Source organism: Dyella choica, from assembly GCF_003977665.1.
In the GTDB taxonomy this organism is placed as follows: domain Bacteria; phylum Pseudomonadota; class Gammaproteobacteria; order Xanthomonadales; family Rhodanobacteraceae; genus Dyella_B; species Dyella_B choica.
On sequence record NZ_RYYV01000011.1, the window covers coordinates 104,613 to 122,806 of the forward strand.

Annotated in this window: 14 protein-coding genes; 7 read left to right on the forward strand and 7 right to left on the reverse strand. The window is 63.2% G+C overall.

Going from position 1 to position 18,194, the window contains the following annotated elements:
* Window positions 1–290 precede the first annotated feature (290 nt).
* Window positions 291–3,314, forward strand: coding sequence for a DEAD/DEAH box helicase (locus EKH80_RS15230; protein ID WP_126685628.1), 3,024 nt, complete (start codon window positions 291–293; stop codon window positions 3,312–3,314).
* A gap of 135 nt (window positions 3,315–3,449) precedes the next feature.
* On the opposite strand, the gene EKH80_RS15235 is transcribed toward EKH80_RS15230, so the two are convergent.
* On the reverse strand, window positions 3,450–4,133 hold the full coding sequence (locus EKH80_RS15235) for an HAD family hydrolase (RefSeq protein ID WP_126685629.1): 684 nt from the start codon (window positions 4,131–4,133) through the stop codon (window positions 3,450–3,452).
* A 112-nt stretch (window positions 4,134–4,245) separates the two neighbouring features.
* On the reverse strand, window positions 4,246–5,259 hold the full coding sequence (gene glk, locus EKH80_RS15240; protein ID WP_126685630.1) for a glucokinase: 1,014 nt from the start codon (window positions 5,257–5,259) through the stop codon (window positions 4,246–4,248).
* 242 nt (window positions 5,260–5,501) lie between these two features.
* Here glk and hemB point away from each other — a divergent pair, with 242 nt between their 5' ends.
* Complete coding sequence (gene hemB, locus EKH80_RS15245) at window positions 5,502–6,491, forward strand: porphobilinogen synthase (protein WP_126685631.1); 990 nt, start codon at window positions 5,502–5,504, stop codon at window positions 6,489–6,491.
* A 207-nt stretch (window positions 6,492–6,698) separates the two neighbouring features.
* Here the strand turns inward: hemB and EKH80_RS15250 are convergent, their stop codons facing one another.
* A complete protein-coding gene (locus tag EKH80_RS15250; RefSeq protein ID WP_126685632.1) occupies window positions 6,699–7,079 on the reverse strand; it encodes a tautomerase family protein in 381 nt (126 codons plus the stop codon).
* A gap of 10 nt (window positions 7,080–7,089) precedes the next feature.
* A complete protein-coding gene (locus EKH80_RS15255) occupies window positions 7,090–7,641 on the reverse strand; it encodes a DUF4865 family protein (RefSeq protein WP_126685633.1) in 552 nt (183 codons plus the stop codon).
* A 109-nt stretch (window positions 7,642–7,750) separates the two neighbouring features.
* On the opposite strand from EKH80_RS15255, the gene EKH80_RS15260 reads away from it, so the two are divergent.
* Entirely contained in the window at window positions 7,751–8,617 is an 867-nt protein-coding gene (locus tag EKH80_RS15260; protein ID WP_126685634.1) for a LysR substrate-binding domain-containing protein, read from the forward strand.
* A gap of 26 nt (window positions 8,618–8,643) precedes the next feature.
* On the opposite strand, the gene EKH80_RS15265 is transcribed toward EKH80_RS15260, so the two are convergent.
* A complete protein-coding gene (locus tag EKH80_RS15265) occupies window positions 8,644–9,429 on the reverse strand; it encodes a glutaminyl-peptide cyclotransferase (protein WP_126685635.1) in 786 nt (261 codons plus the stop codon).
* Between the two features lie 99 nt (window positions 9,430–9,528).
* Here EKH80_RS15265 and EKH80_RS15270 point away from each other — a divergent pair, with 99 nt between their 5' ends.
* Complete coding sequence (locus EKH80_RS15270) at window positions 9,529–11,391, forward strand: monovalent cation:proton antiporter-2 (CPA2) family protein (RefSeq protein WP_126685636.1); 1,863 nt, start codon at window positions 9,529–9,531, stop codon at window positions 11,389–11,391.
* A gap of 112 nt (window positions 11,392–11,503) precedes the next feature.
* Entirely contained in the window at window positions 11,504–12,601 is a 1,098-nt protein-coding gene (locus EKH80_RS15275) for a glycosyltransferase family 9 protein (protein ID WP_126685637.1), read from the forward strand.
* Window positions 12,602–13,094: 493 nt separating this feature from the next.
* Here the strand turns inward: EKH80_RS15275 and EKH80_RS15280 are convergent, their stop codons facing one another.
* Window positions 13,095–13,502: a hypothetical protein gene (locus tag EKH80_RS15280; RefSeq protein ID WP_126685638.1), complete on the reverse strand. Its 408-nt coding sequence runs from the start codon at window positions 13,500–13,502 to the stop codon at window positions 13,095–13,097.
* A 507-nt stretch (window positions 13,503–14,009) separates the two neighbouring features.
* Between EKH80_RS15280 and EKH80_RS15285 the strand changes: the two genes are divergently transcribed.
* Together EKH80_RS15285 and EKH80_RS15290 are read left to right on the forward strand one after the other, a co-directional pair.
* Window positions 14,010–14,252: an antitoxin gene (locus EKH80_RS15285; protein ID WP_126685639.1), complete on the forward strand. Its 243-nt coding sequence runs from the start codon at window positions 14,010–14,012 to the stop codon at window positions 14,250–14,252.
* 8 nt (window positions 14,253–14,260) lie between these two features.
* Complete coding sequence (locus tag EKH80_RS15290; RefSeq protein WP_126685640.1) at window positions 14,261–14,662, forward strand: type II toxin-antitoxin system VapC family toxin; 402 nt, start codon at window positions 14,261–14,263, stop codon at window positions 14,660–14,662.
* A gap of 88 nt (window positions 14,663–14,750) precedes the next feature.
* Here EKH80_RS15290 and EKH80_RS15295 read toward each other — a convergent pair whose 3' ends face one another.
* A complete protein-coding gene (locus tag EKH80_RS15295; RefSeq protein WP_126685641.1) occupies window positions 14,751–18,191 on the reverse strand; it encodes an ankyrin repeat domain-containing protein in 3,441 nt (1,146 codons plus the stop codon).
* Window positions 18,192–18,194: the final 3 nt, after the last annotated feature.

Sequence of the window (18,194 nt, forward strand, 5' to 3'; positions counted from 1 at the left end):
CCTGGATTTTTCAGACGCGTCGCGCGCGGCGCATGTGCTTGCTCCATCCCTGGAGCAAGCCCTACGGGCCAGCCAGGGGCTGTCCAAATCCGCTCCCGGCGGATTTGTCCGCACGCGACTACCACGAATCAAACACTTACGTGCTTGATTCGTGGGCGGTGCATCCTTGCACCGCGGAAGCTCTGAATAAATCGGAGCTTCCCTTGGGAGGAGTGTGCGTAACCGCTTGCGGCACGCACCCGGATCGCTGCTAAGCTCAAGGTTTTGGTCGCCCCAGGGATCGCATGCGCATGCATCTACCGGACGAGAACCAGCACCGCGATCCTTCCGCCCCGAATGGGGAGCGCGAGGAAAGCCTGCCCGGCACCTGGCGCAAGCTGCTGGGGCGGCCGCCTGTGGCCGCGGCGCACGACCATGTGCTGCTCGGTTTCTTTTTCGAGGTGATGCCTGAAGACGGCGCGCCTTACGCACGCCTGGATGCCGCCCCGGTACTGCTGGTGCCGGGGGAGCATGGCCGTTTCACCCGTCCGTCCCCGCTGGAAAGCAAACTGCTTGCGCATTCCGTGCTGACTTTGCACGAGCAGCGGCTGGCGACCACCGCACTGGGCTTGCCGCAGGCCTTGCGCAAATCGCGCAGCTACGCGCGCCTGTCAGGCCAAGTGGGCAATGCCCTGCTGGCAGAGATGCTGGATACCGCGCCCTGCTTCCTTGGCGGCCTTGCCGGCCTGCGCCTGTCGCGCGGCAAATCGCACCAACTCAACTGGCATTGGCATCTGGAGCAGGACGGCAGCCAGCGCCTGCTGCCGGCGTTGCCGCACAGCCAGCGCCTGTTGCGCATCGAAGGGCTGTGGTACCTGGACGCGGAGCGGGCAGAGCTTGGCCATCTCGAAGCAGACCCGGAAGAAACCCATTGGCTGGACCTGCCGCCGCTCAAGCACGAATACAGCCGGGCCTTGCGCCGCCACCTGCCTTCGAGCCGCCTGGCGCAGCGCATTCCGCTGCCGCAGGTCTTCGACGAACTGCGTCGCGCCGAGCTCGCCCCCAAGCCCGTACTGACCCTGCATGCACTTACGCGCCATGCCCGCCTCGCGGCCGGTACGCCGCCGCTGGCCTATGCGCGGCTTGCGTTCGACTATGCCGGCGAGCGCCTGCCCGGGCGTGGCGGCGAGCCCTTGGTACGCCGCGTGCGCAACGGCCAGCTGGTGGAAATCACGCGCAAGCGCGCGGAGGAGCTGTCCACGATGGAGCAGCTCGAACGCGCCGGCCTCACCCTGGGAGTGGATACCGAAGGCTTACCCTGGGATCTGGCGGACACGCTGCCGGAAGACGCCTGGCTGTTTCCCGGCAAGGGACACGCAGGCGCGTTGGAAGTGAACACTCCCGCGCGCTGGCTGGCCCTGCGACCCAAGCTTGAAACGGAAGGCTTCCTGCTCGAGTACGCGCCGAGCTTTCCGTTCGAAGTGCTGGAAGGTCCGGTGCGCTGGTACGGCAACGCGGTGGAAGACGCCGACGACCACGCCTTCGACTTGGAGATCGGCATCGAGGTGGAAGGCAAGCGCCGCAACCTGCTGCCCGCCGTGGCGCAGGCGCTGGCCGAGCATCAACTCAATCTCAGCCCGGCGCCGAACGAGCCGGATGATGCCGTGTGGTACGCCCCGGTCGACGACCGTCGTCGTGTGCCGGTGCGCCTGAAGGAGCTGCGCGGCTTGCTGGCGCCGCTCGCCGAATACCTCGAAAAGCCGAAGAAAAAACTGCACCTGCCGCGTGTGCAGGCAGGGCGCCTGGAAGAAATCGTCGAGGCGTTGCCGGCCGGCGGCGAGCTGCAGGCACCGGAACAGCTGCGCGGCTTCACCGCGCGTCTGCGCGATGCGGCTGAACGCGCGAGCGACGCCATTCCCGAGGGCCTCACGGTTGAACTGCGCCCCTATCAACGCGAAGGCCTGCGCTGGTTGAACGCACTGGCCGAAGCCGGCGTTGGCGGCGTGCTGGCCGATGACATGGGCCTGGGCAAGACGCTGCAGCTGATTACGCACCTGCTGGCGCTGAAAGAGCGTGGCGCCTTGCAACAGCCCGCGTTGATCGTGGTGCCCACCAGCCTGATTCCCAATTGGCTGGCGGAAATCGCGCGCTTTGCGCCATCGCTGCGCGCGCTCGCCTTGCATGGCCCGCAGCGCAGTGGCGATTTTTCGCAGATCGCTGTGCAGGACATCATCCTTACCAGTTATGCCTTGCTGCCGCGCGACGTGGTGACCTTGCGCAAGCAGCCTTTCTCGCTGATCGTGTTCGACGAAGCGCAGCAGGTGAAGAATCCGCGCACGCAGGCGCGCCGCGCGGCGCTCACTTTGCGCGCACCGCGCTGCATCTGCCTCACCGGCACGCCGCTGGAAAATCACCTGGGCGAACTTTGGTCGCAGGTGGATCTGGCTGTGCCTGGCCTGCTGGGCGATGAAGGGGCATTCCGCCGCCACTACCGCGTACCGATCGAAAAGCAGCGCGATGAAGAATGCCAGGCGCGCCTCAATCGCCGGCTGGCGCCGTTCATCCTGCGCCGAACCAAGGCGCAAGTGGCGTCAGAGCTGCCGTCGAAGACGGAAATCACCCGCCGTGTGGTGCTCGACGGCCGCCAGCGCGAGCTGTACGAAAGCCTGCGCCTGTCGCTGGCCGACGAGCTGCGTGAGGTGATTGCACAGCGTGGCATCGCGCACAGCGGCATCGTGGTGCTCGATGCGCTGCTCAAGCTGCGCCAGGTCTGCTGCGATCCGCGTCTGGTGAAACTGGAAGCCGCGCGCGGCGTGCGCGATTCGGCCAAGTTCGAGCTGCTGATGGACATGTTGCCTGCGCTGCTCGCCGAAGGGCGCAAGGTGCTGCTGTTCTCGCAGTTCACCGAAATGCTCAAGCTGATCGCGAACGAACTGGAGCGCCATCGAATCAGCTACGTGATGCTCACCGGCGAAACGCGCGACCGCGCCGAGCCGGTGCAGCGCTTCCAGGAAGGCGACGTACCGCTGTTCCTGCTCTCGCTGAAAGCCGGCGGCGTGGGGCTCAACCTCACCGCCGCGGACACGGTGATCCACTATGACCCCTGGTGGAACCCCGCCGCGGAAGCGCAAGCCAGCGATCGCGCCCATCGTATCGGGCAGGACAAGCCGGTGTTCGTGTTCCGCCTGATTACCTCGGGCACGGTGGAAGAGCGGATCGAAGAACTGAAGGCGCGCAAGGCGGAACTGGCCCAGGCGGTGCTGGAGGGCGGCGGTACGCGCGAGAAGCTGAGCTTCGATCAGGCCGATCTGGATGCGCTGCTCGCACCAGGCTGACGTCGTAGGCTGGGATGCCAATCCCAGCATTGCCATGCATGCCACTGCGCGAATGCTGGGATTGTCATCCCAGCCTACGCAAAGGTGCTATTTCGCATCGTTCCTTTGCGTCCTTGCGGATCATTTTGATGACGCTCAGTCGCGCGCGGCGACTTCGTCGATGTGCCTGAGCAGGTCGGCCGGATCGTCATACACGCGAAATGCGCCCGAGCGTTGCAATTCATCCTGACCATAGCCGCCGGAGAGCAGTCCCACGCCTAGCGCCCGCGCCCGCTGGGCAGCCAACATATCCCAGATGCTGTCGCCAATCACCAGCGAGCGATGGATGTCCACGCCCAGCCGTTCGGCGGCAGCGATGAACAAGTCCGGATCTGGCTTGGCATGACGCACCATGTCGCGCGTCACGACCGGTATTTCATCGGGATCGACGCCCAGCGCGGCGAGATTGTGCGCGGCGGTACGCATGCGGCCGCTGGTAGCGATCGCCCAGGGGATTTTTTCCTGGCTCAGGAACTGCAGCAGCTCGCGAGCACCCGGCAGGGGACGCACCGAACCCTGGGTGTGATGGCGATTGAAGGCTTCCGCGTGCCGCTGTTGCAGGCGCTCGATCCGTTCCGGCGTGATGTCCAGATCGGTCTCGCGCAGCAGGATGTTGGTGAACAGGCCGCCGCTCATGCCAATCTTGCGATGGATGCTCCACACCGGCAGCACCACGCCTTCTTCATCCAGCGCTTCCTTCCAGGCCAGCACGTGTTGGTAAACGCTATCGATCAGCGTGCCGTCGAGGTCGAACAGGAATGCGGTATTTGAGCGCGGCATGGCGATCCTCATCCTTTTTCAAGGCCGTCATTCCCGCGCAAGCGAGAATCCAGCTACGTCGTTGCGTGAGAGCAATGGATCCCGTTTGCGCGGGAATGACGAACGTATGTGATTACTCGCTGGGCAAGCTGCGGCCGGATTCCAGCACCGCCAGCGCCGCCGCGCCAAGCAGGCCCGGCTCCGGGTGCGTGATGGCAATCGTGGGCACGCGTTCCATGGTATCGCGAAAGCGGCCCTTCGCTTCGAAGCGTTCGCGGAACCCGCCGCTCTGCAGCCATGGCATCAGGATCTTCAGCACGCCGCCGGTGAGGTAGACGCCATCCCAGCCACCCAGGCTCAGCACCAGGTCGCCGGCCACGCTGCCGAAGATGCCGGCCAATGTTTCCACTGTGCGCACGCACAAGGCGTCGCTGCCGTCGGTGGCACGTGCGGTGATGTCTTCTGGCGTGTATTCCTGCGCGGGCTGGCCGGCGATGTCGGCCAGAGCAAGGTAGAGATTGACCAGGCCGTTGCCGCAGATCATGCGCTCGTTCGAAACGCGGCCGAAGCGCGCGTTGAGGCGATGCAGGATCTCCACATCCTCGGCCGTATGCGCGGCGAAGCCGGAATGGCCGCCTTCGGTTTCCAACACGATCCAGTGACCGTGGCGCAGCAGCAAGCCGGCCACGCCCAGACCCGTGCCCGGGCCCATCACCACGAAGGTCTGCGCCGATTTGTGATTGTGCTCCGGCGGCAGCACCCTGCCGACCGCCTGCAACTGGTCTTTCTTGAGCAGCGGAATCGACATGCCCTGTGCGGCGAAATCGTTCACCAGGCGCACGCGCTCGAAGCCCAGCTCCGTCTCCAGGCCGTGCGCGGACACGGCCCAAGGGTTATTCGTGATCTGTACCGTTTCGCCGTTGGCGATGCGACCGGCGGCAGCAATGATCGCCTGCTGGGCGGTATGGCCGGTGTCGGCGAAATACTGGCGGATGGTAGCGGCCAGCGTATCGAAATCCTTCACGCGGTAGCGTCGCACGCTGTCCAGTAGAAGCGGATCGGAGGAAGCAGTATCGGCGAGCGCGAAACGGACGTTGGTGCCGCCGAGATCGGCCAGCAGAGTGGGTGCAGAGATGGAGCGATCCATGGGGAATCCAGGGTAACGAACCTTACAAGACTGCCCGTTGTTGCCGGATTCGTCCAGCATGGCTTGCCTGAGTTCAGCGGTCCGGAGGGTAGGGCTTTACAGGTGCCACCCCTGCTGCGCCGACAACGAGCTCCTTGGGCTCTGGAGCTGCCGCAAGGCAGCCCTTGGGACGCGGCATTCTGTCCGGACGCTGCCGCGGTGCCAGCGCTAAACTACGCACGGTTTTCGCAAGAGATTCGTGCATGAACTTCCCTGCCGTCCGCATGCGTCGCATGCGCCGTGATGCCTTTTCCCGCGCCCTGATGCGAGAGCACACGCTATTGCCTTCGGACCTGATCATGGTGGCTTTCGTGATCGACGGCGAAGGCAAGCGCGAAGGGATCCCGTCCATGCCGGGCGTGGAACGAGTGTCGATCGACGGCCTGCTGGAACTGGCCGGGGAATGCGTGCGCCTGGGTGTTCCCGCGCTGGCCTTGTTTCCCTCGCCGGGTCCTGCGGCGAAGAGCGAAGACGCGGCCGAGGCGTGGAATCCGCAAGGACTGATGCAGCGCGCGACGCGTGCGCTGAAGGCGAAATACCCGGACTTGGGGCTGATCGGTGACGTGGCATTGGACCCGTACACCACGCATGGCCAGGACGGTCTGATCGACGAGAACGGCTACGTGATGAACGAGCCTACCGTCGAGGCGCTGATCAAGATGTCGCTGGCGCAGGCCGAGGCGGGCATGGATTTCGTCGCGCCTTCGGACATGATGGACGGCCGCATTGGTGCCATCCGCGAGGCACTGGAACAGGCCGGCTACATCCATACGCGCATTCTTGCCTATTCCGCCAAGTACGCCTCGTCGTTTTACGGACCATTCCGTGATGCGGTCGGCTCCGCCGCCAGCCTCGGCAAGGGCAACAAGCACACCTATCAGATGGATATCGGCAACAGCGATGAGGCCCTGCGCGAAGTGGAGCTGGATATCGCCGAAGGCGCCGATGCCGTCATGGTGAAGCCGGGTTTGCCGTATCTGGATGTGCTGCGCCGCGTAAAGGATGCCTTCGGCGTGCCGACGTTCGTGTACCAGGTAAGCGGCGAATACGCGATGCTGAAGGCCGCGGCGCTCAATGGCTGGTTGAACGAGCGCGCGGTGGTGCTTGAAACGCTGACTGCGTTCAAACGCGCCGGGGCGGATGCAATTCTTACGTACTACGCGCTGGATGCTGCGCGGTGGTTGCGCGAGTAACTTTCGTTTTCGCGCGGCTATGTACGTTGCCGTGAAAGTATGCGTTCCTTCACGGCCGTCATTCCCGCGAAAGCGGAGGAGTTTTTCAACGGCGAAGGCCGGTCAATCCATCTTGCTCTGCTGCCACCGTGGAAATGGATTCCCGCTTTCGCGGGAATGACGGCCACGAGGCGAGGTGACTTTTTTGGCGATCTACAAATTTCGCCGTCACACGTATTGAGCTATCCCGTTCCCGAACGACCAGTTTTCCTTGGCCGTTTCCAGCAGGTTGATGAAGACGTCCTCCGGCCGTACGCCAGGATCTGCCGCCAGCTTCTCCGCCACGCTGCGGTAGAACGCCTGCTTCTGCTGGACCGTGCGCGTGTTGTTGCAGGCAATCTGCACGATCACCAGGTCATCGCTGCGTGCGATACCCAGGTAGTTCGGATCGTAGTCGAACTCCTCGGCGTCATGCTGGCTGACCAGGATGAAGCGATCGTTTTCCGGCACGTTGAAGCTTTCACGCATCGCGGCGTAAATGCTGTTGCGCAAGGCTGCGATATAAGCCGGGGGTTTGCCGCGGCGTAAAGCGATCCGGACGAGTGGCATGACGGGCTCCTCAGGGTTGGCGGGCAGGTTGCGAGATATGGCCGATCTCGTAGACATCGGTGTCGTCGGCACCGGCCCGGGCGATCGCGTCGGGCCAAAGGCGAAAGCGCAGCAGCGTCCAGTGCGTTGGGTCGAAAGCACTGATGGCTGCCAGTGCGCCGCGCTCCAGGTCGGACTGTAGCTTGTTGCTTTCCTCGCTGCGCAAGGCTTCCAGTCCGGCGTGAGCGGCCATCGGTATGATCGCGCGGGTTGCTTGGCGAGCCGGCGAAAGATCGGCGGCCGTATCGGCACGCCAGACTGACCAGGTGCGCACCATCGGCCGCCCGAACGAGGCCACCACGCCGGCAAAGCCTCCGCCGCCGAGGAAGGCGTTCATGCCTTTGCTGTCGTGCCACAGGTAAAACGGCGCATAGAGGTTCTCGCGGCCTGCCGCATAGAGGTAGGCCTTGAAGGCGAGCCCGGGAAAATCGTCCGTCAGATGCCCGCGATCCGCGATGCGGCGACGAATGATGTCCATGTCGTAATCGGCGGGCAGGCCGATGCGGTACTGCATGGTGATCATGGCAAATGCTCCTGCACGGGCGGCTTGACGGGAGCAGCCTAACGATTCAGCATTATTCTGAAAATCAGGAAATTGTGCACGAACAATTCCAAAAAACAGGACGATTATCATGCGGCGGGTTCATTTCGATCTGGATGTGCTGCGCAGCTTCGCCACTGGCGTGGAGCTTGGCAGCTTCGCCAAGGCCGCCGACCGTCTGGGCCGGTCCACCTCGGCGGTGAGCGCGCAGCTGAAAAAGCTGGAGGATCAGGCCGGTACGGCACTGCTGCGCAAATCCGGGCGCGGCATGGCGCTGACCGAGGCGGGCGAGGTCATGCTTGCCTATGCGCGGCGCCTGCTGGAACTCAATGACGAGGCGGTGAGCGCGGTGCGCGGCGTCCAGCTGGAGGGACGCGTACGGCTCGGCTTGCAGGAGGATTTCGGCGAAAGCGTGCTGCCCGAAGTGCTGGGACGCTTCAAGCGTGCTCATCCCCGGCTGCGGGTGGAAGTCCACATCGCGCGCAATGCGGCCCTGATGCAATCGCTACATGCCGGTCGACTCGATCTGGCGCTGGCGTGGGAAACCGAATGGCACACGCAGCCCATGCAGCACATCCGGAGCATGCCGATGCGCTGGATCGGCTCCGACTCCGGCCTGCTGCCGTTCGAAACCGGCGAGCCTCTCCCGTTGGTGGTGCTGGAAGCACCCTGCCTGATGCGTACCGCCGCCATCGATGCCCTGGACCGCGCCGGCCTGGCCTGGCGCATCGCCTTCACCAGCGCAAGCCTGGCGGGTACCTGGGCGGCGGTGAAGGCTGGGCTGGGCATCAGCGTACGCACGCCGTTCGGCTTGCCAGCCGACTTGCATGCACTGGACTCGGCGATCTTGCCGACGTTGCCGAAGCTGGGTCTTGCGCTGTACCGCAGTGAAGCGGAGCCGGCGCCCGCCGTCGCGCGCCTGGCGGAACTGATCTTGCAACAGTTGGAAGCGGAGTAGGTTGGGGTTTGCACCCCGGCCTACCTTCACTGACTGGACTTCGGCGGCACCAGCTTGATCTCGTAAATCTTTGGCCAACGCTTGCCGGTGACGAACAGGCGGTCCCTTTTTGCGTCGTAAGCGATGCCATTGAGCACGTCATTCTCCGGATCGCTCATTTCGCCCGGACCGGGACCGAGCCCGGTGAGATTGATGACACCCACCACCTTGCCGTTGGCCGGATCGATCTCAACGATATTGTGGGTGAGCCAGACATTGGCGTAGAGCTTGTCCTTCACCCATTCCAGTTCGTTGAGATTGACCAGCGGCCGCCCTTCGAAGGTCACATCGATCCTACCCACTTGCTTGAGCGTTTCCGGATCGAGCACACGGATGGTTGGCGTGCCATCGCTCATGTAGATGTGCGTGCTGTCGCGGGTGAGCGCCCAACCTTCTCCCGGATAGCTGAACTGGCCGATCCGCTTGAAGCTCTTCAGGTCGTAGACATAGCCGTGCTGCGATTGCCAGGTGAGCTGAATCAGTCGGTTCTTCCACGTCACGATGCCTTCGCCGTAGTCGGGCGGCGGCAGTTCGACTTGCTGCAACACCTTGCCGGTATCGAGGTCCAGCTTGTGGATGAAGGATGCGCCTTCCGTGCCGGTGCTCTCATAGAGATAGCCGTCGAGGAAAAACAAGCCTTCCGTATACGCCTTGGTGTCGTGCGGATACGTATGCACCACTTCGTAGCCGTAGATCGGTATGCCGGACTGTGCACAGGCGGACGATGCCAGCAGCAGCGCGAAAACGGCGAGCAGACGAGTGATCGGTTTCATGGGGCCGAATGATCGCATGCTCGATGCGAGGCCGTCAGCCGCTCTTGGGAGCCTCTGCGTGAAATAATCGCTCGTAAGGAATGGGCAGGCGGAAAGGTCGTGGGCAGCTATCGTCTTTTGGAAACGGCAGTCATTTTCTTGCTGGCCACGGTCATTGCCGTGCCCATTGCCAAGCGCTTCCGTCTTGGCGCCGTGCTGGGCTATTTGCTGGCGGGAGTGGTGATCGGCCCGGCCGAGCTGCACCTGATCGCCGATCCCAGCCGCGCCAGTGACATTTCCGAGTTCGGCGTGGTGCTGATGCTGTTCGTGATCGGCCTGGAGCTTTCGCCAAAACGCCTATGGGTGATGCGTCACGCCGTTTTCGGCACCGGACTGCTGCAGGTACTGGTCAGCGGTCTCGTGCTGGGCACCATCGCCCACCTGGGATTTGGCCTTGCCCCGAATGCAGCGGCGATCGTCGGCGGCAGCCTGGCGCTGTCTTCCACCGCGTTCGGCCTGCAGATTCTTGGCGAGCGCAAGGAAGCGTCGTCGGCCTATGGCCGGCAATCCTTCGCCATCCTGCTGTTTCAGGACCTGGCGGCGATTCCGTTGATCGCGGCGGTGCCGTTGCTGGCCTCGACCTCATCCCGGCATGGCGTCGACCCGATGGCCGTGGCCCGCACCGTGGCGGTGATCGTGGCGGTAGTGATCGGTGGCCGTTACCTGCTGCGCCCGGTATTCCGTTTCGTGGCGCGCGCCAATTCGGCGGAGGTTTCCACCGCGACCGCCTTGCTGGTGGTGATGGGCACGGCCTTGTTGATGGAGAAATTCCACATCTCGGTGACGCTGGGGGCGTTCCTGGCCGGCGTGCTGCTGGCCGATTCGGAATACCGGCACGAACTGGAATCCAACCTGGAGCCGTTCAAGGGCCTGCTGCTGGGCCTGTTCTTCATCAGCGTAGGCATGTCGATACGGATCGACCTGCTGCTGCAGGCGCCGCTGCTGGTGCTGGGATTCACCTTCGGCCTGCTGCTGGTGAAGGGCCTGCTGCTGTGGCCGCTCGGACTCAAGCCCGGCGGGCTGCATCGCAGCGATGCCTTGCGTCTTGCCGTGTTGCTGGCCTGCGGGGGCGAATTCGCCTTCGTGCTGCTACGCCAGGCGATGGAGCAAGGCCTGATCGCCGAGCAGGAAGGCGCCATGCTGGTCCTTGCAATCACCTTGTCGATGGCTTTGACGCCAGTGCTGGTGGCCGTCACCGCCAAGCTGATCGGCGCCAAGAAAAAGCAGGCGCCGCAGCGGCCCTTCGACACCATCACGGTGGATCATCCGCGTGTGATCATCGCTGGCTACGGGCGCATGGGCCAGATCGTCGCGCGCATCCTGCGCTCGCGGAAAATCCCCTTCGTCGCGCTGGACCATTCCGTGGAGCAGTTGGACCTGGTGCATCGTTTCAGCAACGACAACGACATCTTCTATGGCGATCCGGCCCGTCCGGAGCTGCTGCGCGCGGCACAGGCGGACAAGGCCGAAGTTTTCGTGCTGGCCACGGACGATGCCGAATCCAGCTTGCGAGTGGCGCGGGTGGTGCATCGCCAATACCCCCATCTGAAAATCATCGCGCGCGCGCGCAATCGCCAGCACGTGTGGCGATTGATGGATCTGGGGGTCGAGGAGCCAGTGCGCGAGACGCTGTTCTCCAGCCTCAAGATGAGCCGCAAGGCGCTGGAAGCACTGGGCCTGAGCGCAGAGGAGGCCACGGCGGAAGTGGAACGTTTCCGCCGCAAGGATGCCGAGCTGCTCAAGCTGCAATACCTGGTTTACGACGACGAAGCCAAGCTCGTGCAGACCACGCGCGAGGCGTTGGCAGACCTCAATCAGCTGTTCGAAGCCGACGCTGAGATAGAGGCGCCGCCAACGAAAGGGCCGGACGCCGATACGCCTTTGGTGGCGAGCAACGAGGAGCCGGGCACGGGCAAAGCGTGAGCCGTGCGCATGCCACCGTTTCGCGGCAAGAAAATGCGGTAAGTTTCCCGAAAGCGACCGGCAAGCATGCTTGTCGATCGTGCAACCATGACGAGCACTGTTGCCACTTCGCATGCCGATACCTTCCTCTCCGCTCGTCATCCGCTTTGGCCGGCTCGGCGATACCTTGCTGCTGCAGCCGCTGTTGCGTCGCCTGCACGCCCGCTATGGTCAGCCGTGCATCCTGTTTGCGGCAGGCAGCTATGCGATCGATCTGTATCATGGGCAGCCCGACGTGGCGGAAGTGATCGCGCTGCGCTCCTATCATCGGCCGCTGCCGCTGAGTCCAGAGCAATGGCGCGCGATCACTGCCTTGCGACGCCTGCGGCACGTTCCCGTTTACGTATGCGAGCCCCAGCAGCGCTCGCTGGAACGAATTCGGCTGCTGCTGAAGCTGGCCGGTATTCCCGAACGCCATTGCGTGTTTCTGAATGACATTCCGCTGGCGCCCGAAGGGCATTGGATCGAACACCTGCTCGATCTGGCCGACGCTACGCCAGCTGATTTCGTCGAGCGTTTCGCCAATGTAGCTGCTGCCACAGGCGCTGCGCCTGAATTCGTGGTGAGCGCGAACGAACGGGCGGAATGCGACCAATGGCTGGCCGAGCGGGGTCTTGCAGGACATCCGCTGGTGCTGCTGCAGCCCGTCAACAAACGCACGCTGCGTTGGAGTGGCGTGCGTAAGGCCAGCGACGATGACAAGTCATGGCCGATCGAACACTGGGTAAGCGTCGTTGCCGCCATTCGTGCCCACTTGCCACGGGCACGCATGCTGCTGTGTGGATCACCGGCGGAGCACGATTATCTGCAAAGCATTCGCACGGCGATGGCGCAACCTGGCGTGGAAGTCGTCGCCAGGGAATTGCCGCTGCCACGCATGAGAGCCTTGCTCGCGATTGCACACAGCATGATTTCCGTGGACACGGGGCCGGCGCATCTTGCCGCGGCCATGGGCTGTCCGCTGGTGGTGATGTTCGGTTCGGTACCCACCAGTCATTGGCGGCCGCGCAGCCTTGTACCGGAAGCGGTGCAGGTACTAGGCGGCCCCCCGACAAGCACGCGTGTCGATGCGATTGCACCGGAGCAGGTCATCGCTGCGTGGCGGGCGTTGCCTTGGCGCCAGAAGACGTCAAACGCGATGGCGATGTCGGAATCGACTTCCTTGCGATGAGTGGTGGGGATTGGGACGTAACCGTTGAGATATTCCCACGTTTTTTATCGCAGTAGGCGTAGGAGCCGCGACTCGCGAAAGCAGATCCAGTTGCCCTGCGGTGGCCTGCTCGAAAGCTTGCAACCGTCGAGCAGGAAAGCGCCCTACAACAGTCCTTAGCTCGTCAGCTGCTGGGCCATGCGAATCAACGGGCAACCACGCACCGTTGGGTAATCGGTCTTGGCCCGTCTAACGCTTCATCCCCTAGGGATGGTCTGAAAAAGTACGTCACGAACTTTTTCAGACGCACTTAAGTCCGGTACACGCCCGGACTTAAGCTACGCCAGATCAGGCACTTGTGTGCGTGATCTGCGGTGGGCCATCCCTGGCCCGCGGAAACACTGAACTTATTCAGAGTTTCCCTAGCTCGACGCTCCAGCCCAGCCTCGCCCCAGCATCCGTTTCTTCCACACGGAAGGCCTTGAGGCGCGCTGGAAAGCTAATCATGTCAGGCTCATTTTTCTTGCTTAGCTTTGACTCGGATCAGGCTTTCGGATGAGAAAAGATCTACAAGACAAAACTTAAGCACTTGCATGGAATAATGGAATGGATCACTTGAATGATACTCTAGCGAAAGTCCCAATTTTCCGCCCACTTTCTCACATGTCGTTCTATCTTTTGGCGATAAGGTAACCGTTGTTGTCCCCACTGCGGCATCATGAGGAAAAACAGTTACTTCCAAATTCAAATCAGATCCGAAATCAGGCGCAGATCCGCCTTTCATGGAGATATTACAAACATTGCCCGGACGGCAATCACTCGAATACAAAAGGGACTGATTACCATACTGATCTTGGAATTCAATGTTTTTTGGCGTATCAGGGGCCTTGCAAAAAGTTGAAAGGAAAGGTGTGGCCGGCATATGCGCTGGCGCATAAAGCAGGAACGGGTGTAAATCTCAATAGCAATAATACAAAAAGCTTCCTTTTTAGCGCTTGATAAATAGTCGACATATTTTCCTGCTGCTTTGACATGGGGTTATTGGTATTCATGGGCAATCACTGTGCTATTAAAACGGCTGTATTATGGAAATGCCTGGTTACTGAGCTATTTCGCCTTCGCAGTAAATTGTTTCGGTGTATTTGGCAGACCGTGTGAACTTCGCCGCAGCTCCTGCACACCGTAGCGCTGCTGACGGACTTGACCGCACGGCTGATCGCGCTCCGGGGTACAGCCAGTCGGTCGTTGTACCTTCGGCCACGAACTGCCGCTGGTCAGCCATCGGCTGATGGCCGCGTAGTGCGTCCGATCAACCAGACGTCCTAAGGAGATACCTCAATTGGCCCCGTCGCCCTGCACGGTAGGTATTCTTGATATGTACCTTGATTGGATATATATTCCTGATAGGTACCAAGAGGGGTTTCTAGCCATGTCTGCTACCGCTAAGTTGTTCACCACCGGGCGAAGCCAGGCCGTCCGGCTGCCGAGGGAGTTTCGCTTCCAGGGATCGGAAGTATTCATTCGCCGCGATCCCCAGACCGGTGACGTCGTGCTATCGCCTAAGCCTGCTTCCTGGCAAGAATTTTTTGACCTTGCCAACCGCGCCAAAATCCCAGCGGATTTCATGGTGGATCGTGAAGACCTGCCCGCCGAGGAAAGGAGCTTGTTTTGAGTCGCTGCATGCTCGATACGAACATGGCGAGCTACGTCATCAAGGGGCATCCACCCAAGGTTCGCGAACGACTCGCCGCGTTACCCATGGACAGCATCGTCATTTCCGTCATCACCCAGGCCGAACTGCTTTACGGGCTGGCCCGTAAAGGCCATCCCGCTGCTCTGGCCAATGTCATTCGTGAGTTTTTGCTGCGCGTCGAGGTATTGCCGTGGGATGAACGCGCCGCCACCGTCTACGGTGATTTGCGAGCCTCCTGCGTGTCGGCGGGTGTCACCTTGGGAGCACTCGACATGATGATTGCCGCTCATACCGTTGCCGCAAACGCAACGCTTATTACTCACGACAAAGCATTCACACTCGTTCCGGATGGCGCACTCGCCGTCGATGACTGGACCCAAAGCACGTGAAAGGCGAGTTCTGTAGGCTGGGATGACAATCCCAGCATTGCCATGCCCGCAGCCAAAGCGAAGCTGGGATTGCTATCCCAGCCTGAGTTCAATCCGGCTGCGCTGGCTGCCGCAAGGTTTGCCGCACGCTTGGAATCACGCTGTGGCGGGCAGCCAGCTCATGTGCGATATCGATCAAGCCCAGGTGCCGTGCTACATCCGCTGCCGTGCGGCCGAAGGCATCCGCGGCATTGCGGTCTGCGCCGCGGGCGAGTAGCAAGCGAGCCGGTGGCAACAGGGCGTGCATCGCGCAGGCGTGCAGGGCGGTAACGCCACGCTGGTCAGCGTGTTCGAATTGCGCGCCGGCATCCAGCAGTACGGGAAGCAGCGCACCGATGTGGGTTGCATCGCATTGGCTGCCTGGACGCATATGCGCGCCGAGCAACAGCAGCAGGGCCGTCTTGCCTTCGCTGTCGGCAAGGTTCGGATCGGCCTTGCGCTTCAACAGCACGTCGAAAAGGCGGCGTGCGCGCAGACTGTCGTTCTGCTCAAAGCCGAACTGCGAAGCAGCATGCAGCGGGCTGTGCCCGCGCGCGTCGACTGCATTGGGGTCGGCGCCGGCATCCAGCAGTTGTTCGGCTATGTCGGGGTAGCCCTGCACAGCTGCGATCATCAGCGCCGTGGCTTCGTTCGGAAGGCGCTGATCTACTGCAGCGCCACGCTCAAGCAGCAGCGCCACCAGCGCTTCGCGCCGCGCTGCGACCGCCGCAGCGAGCGGTGTCATGCCATTGGTCGCACTAGCGGCGATGTCCGCGCCGGCGCCGATCAGGGTGGCAGCGACATCACGATGGCCTGCTCCGCATGCGTGCAGCAGTGGGGTAGCGCCTTGCGCATCACGCGTATCGACCGCAAAGCCCAATTCCAGCAGTCGGCATACCGCCGTGTCGGCACCTTGCCTGGCGGCATGGATCAAATCATCGGCGCGCAACGTCCGGCGTGGGCGCTGCCAGCCATTCCAGTCGAGCCAGCGTTGCAGTTTCGGCTGTTCCAGCGCAAGACCGAGTGGCGTTTCACCACTTGCATCCATCGCCTCGGCATCGGCGCCGTGGGCGACCAGTGCACGAACAAGCGGCAACGCCCCCGCGCCTTGCTCCAGTGCCGCGAACAGCGGCGTGCGTCCGTTCACATCACGGGTGTTCGGATCGGAGCCGCGTGCCAGCAGTGCTTCCAGCACGCCGAGCTGGCCGTTGGCGACAGCCAGGTGTAGTGGCGTGCGCTCGCGTTCGTCGGTGCCAAACGGATCTGCGCCGCGTTCGAGCAGTACGAGCGGCAGCGTGGAAGAAGTTTGTTGCAGGCGGCCCAGCACATGCGCAAGCAGTCTGGCTCCGGCCGGACTGCCGCCGGCATCGAGCAGGTCTTCGATCGCTTCGGCACTTTCCGGCAGTCGCGGCAATAAAGCATCGAACAGGCGGCGGCCTAGCGGCGGCAGGGGAGGATGTTCGCTGTCGATTTCGTCGATCAGCTGCGGCGGTAGGCGGGCTTCGGCCTCAAGGCCGTGATCGAACAGCCAGCGCCGGGCAGCACGTAAGCCAGGCTCGGTCAGCTCCAGATAAAGCGGAGCGAGCTGCTCCTGCGACCAGTCGCGCACGCGGGGGGCGAAGCTGGACACGATCGCCCAATGGCCGAAACGCAGCGCGTCGAGCAGATGGGCCGGCGTGTCCGCGCCTTCGGAAATCGCAGCCAGATCGAGGCTGGCAGGCAAGGGTGTGGCCGGATCGAGCAGCGCGACCAGATCCCAGCGCCCGCTGGCGGCGGCATGATCGAGCGCGCTGCGGCCATCGCTGCCAGGCGCCTTGGGATCCGCGCCGAGGGCGAGCAGCGCCCGCACGGTTTCGACTTGGGCGTGCGGGGACTGGCAGGCAAGCGTGAGCGCGTCACGGCCGTGCTGGTCGCGAGCGTGTGCATCGGCCTGCGCATCCGCAAGCAGTTCGATGATGCCAACAGCGCCGCAACGCGCGGCTTCCATCAAGGCGGTGCCGCCCTGGTGGTCGGCTAGGTTCACGTCCGCGCCTGCGCCGCACAATGTGCGGGCAATCTGGGTGTGTCCTTCGGCGGCGGCGACCATCAGCGCGCTGCGTTGGCGCACGTCGACCGCATTCACCGCGGCGCGGTGCTTCAGCAGTATCTTCACGCCGGCTACGTCGTCATCGGCAATGCCGGCAGCGGCGACCAGCGCCGGCTCGGCGTTGGCCAGCGTGGTTTTGGCGCCGCGTTCGAGCAGAAAGCGCAGCAGCGTCCAGTTGGCTGCACGGCAGGCGATCGAGAGCGGACTTTCGCCATTCTTGTTGAGCGCGTCGACCGGTGCGCCGGCATCAAGCAGCATGGCCGCGACGGTGGGCTCGCCACTGAGCACGGCACCGTGCAAGGGTGTGTTGCCGTCGGCATCCGTGGCCAGCGGATTGGCGCCGTTGGTCAACAGCGTCATGACCGCGTCAGCTCGGCCATGCCAGCTGTCACGCGTCGCAGCGAGCAGGGGCGTAATACCGCCGCTGGCGCGATTCAAGTCGGCGCCTTTGGCGATCAGCGCGCGCAGCAAACGCGTGTCCGGCAGCAGTGCGGCCAGCATCAGCACCGGGCGCTGGTCTCGATCGCTGGTGGCTGGCGCGGTGTTCGGATCAGCACCGGCTTCCGTCAACGCCAGCGCGCGCGCTACGTCGCCGCTGCGCGCTGCGGCGAGCAAGGCTTGCGCCTGTTCAGGCGTACCGGCGGTGCGTTCCTGTTCGCTGAGCGGTCGTGCAGCGGTCACGATCGGCTGCGCCTTTTCGCTTGCCGGTTCCTGCCGGCGCGGGCGACGACTTTCGCACAGCATCACGCGCAAGGTACGGTTGGCGATGATCAGGCAGCCCAGTGGCATCAGCAGTACCGCATAAAGCACCAGCGCCGCAGTGCGCATTTCCGACGGCAGCACGCCATACAGACCGCTCAACGCGATCGCGGCGAAAGCCAGGATCAACAGCGCCAGCGCGCTGGGCAGGAAATGACTGAAGAAGTGTTCCTCGCGGGAGAGGTGCCGGCCGAAAGCCACGCTGCGCGCCGTGGCAGTGAACAGCCAGGAGACTTCGCCCTGGCCGTGCGCGGGGTAGGCGTCATCCCAGACATAGGCCAGCGCGAACGCCGGCCACAGGCGCCAAAGCGTTACCAGCGCCACCACCAGGGCGGCGGCGAGCATCAGGCTGCCGCCCAGGGTGGGCTGTTGCGTGAGCCGTAGCATCGGCCAGGCCACCAACAGGAACACCAGCGCGACATAGCAGGTGAACATCGCCAGGTGCGCCGCGCCGCGGCGGATCACCGTGCGCAGGAAATCCGGCTCCGGATCGAAGCCGATCGCATGGCACACCGCGGCCATGGTCAGCGTATTGGCCAGCAGCAGCGGAATCAGCGCAATCGGATGCGCACCCAACGCGGCGATGCCGGCGCATAGCCACCCCGGCGCAAACCAGACGAGCGAGATGAGCGAGGAGGAAGGGTGGCTCGATTTGATAGGTGGCATGCG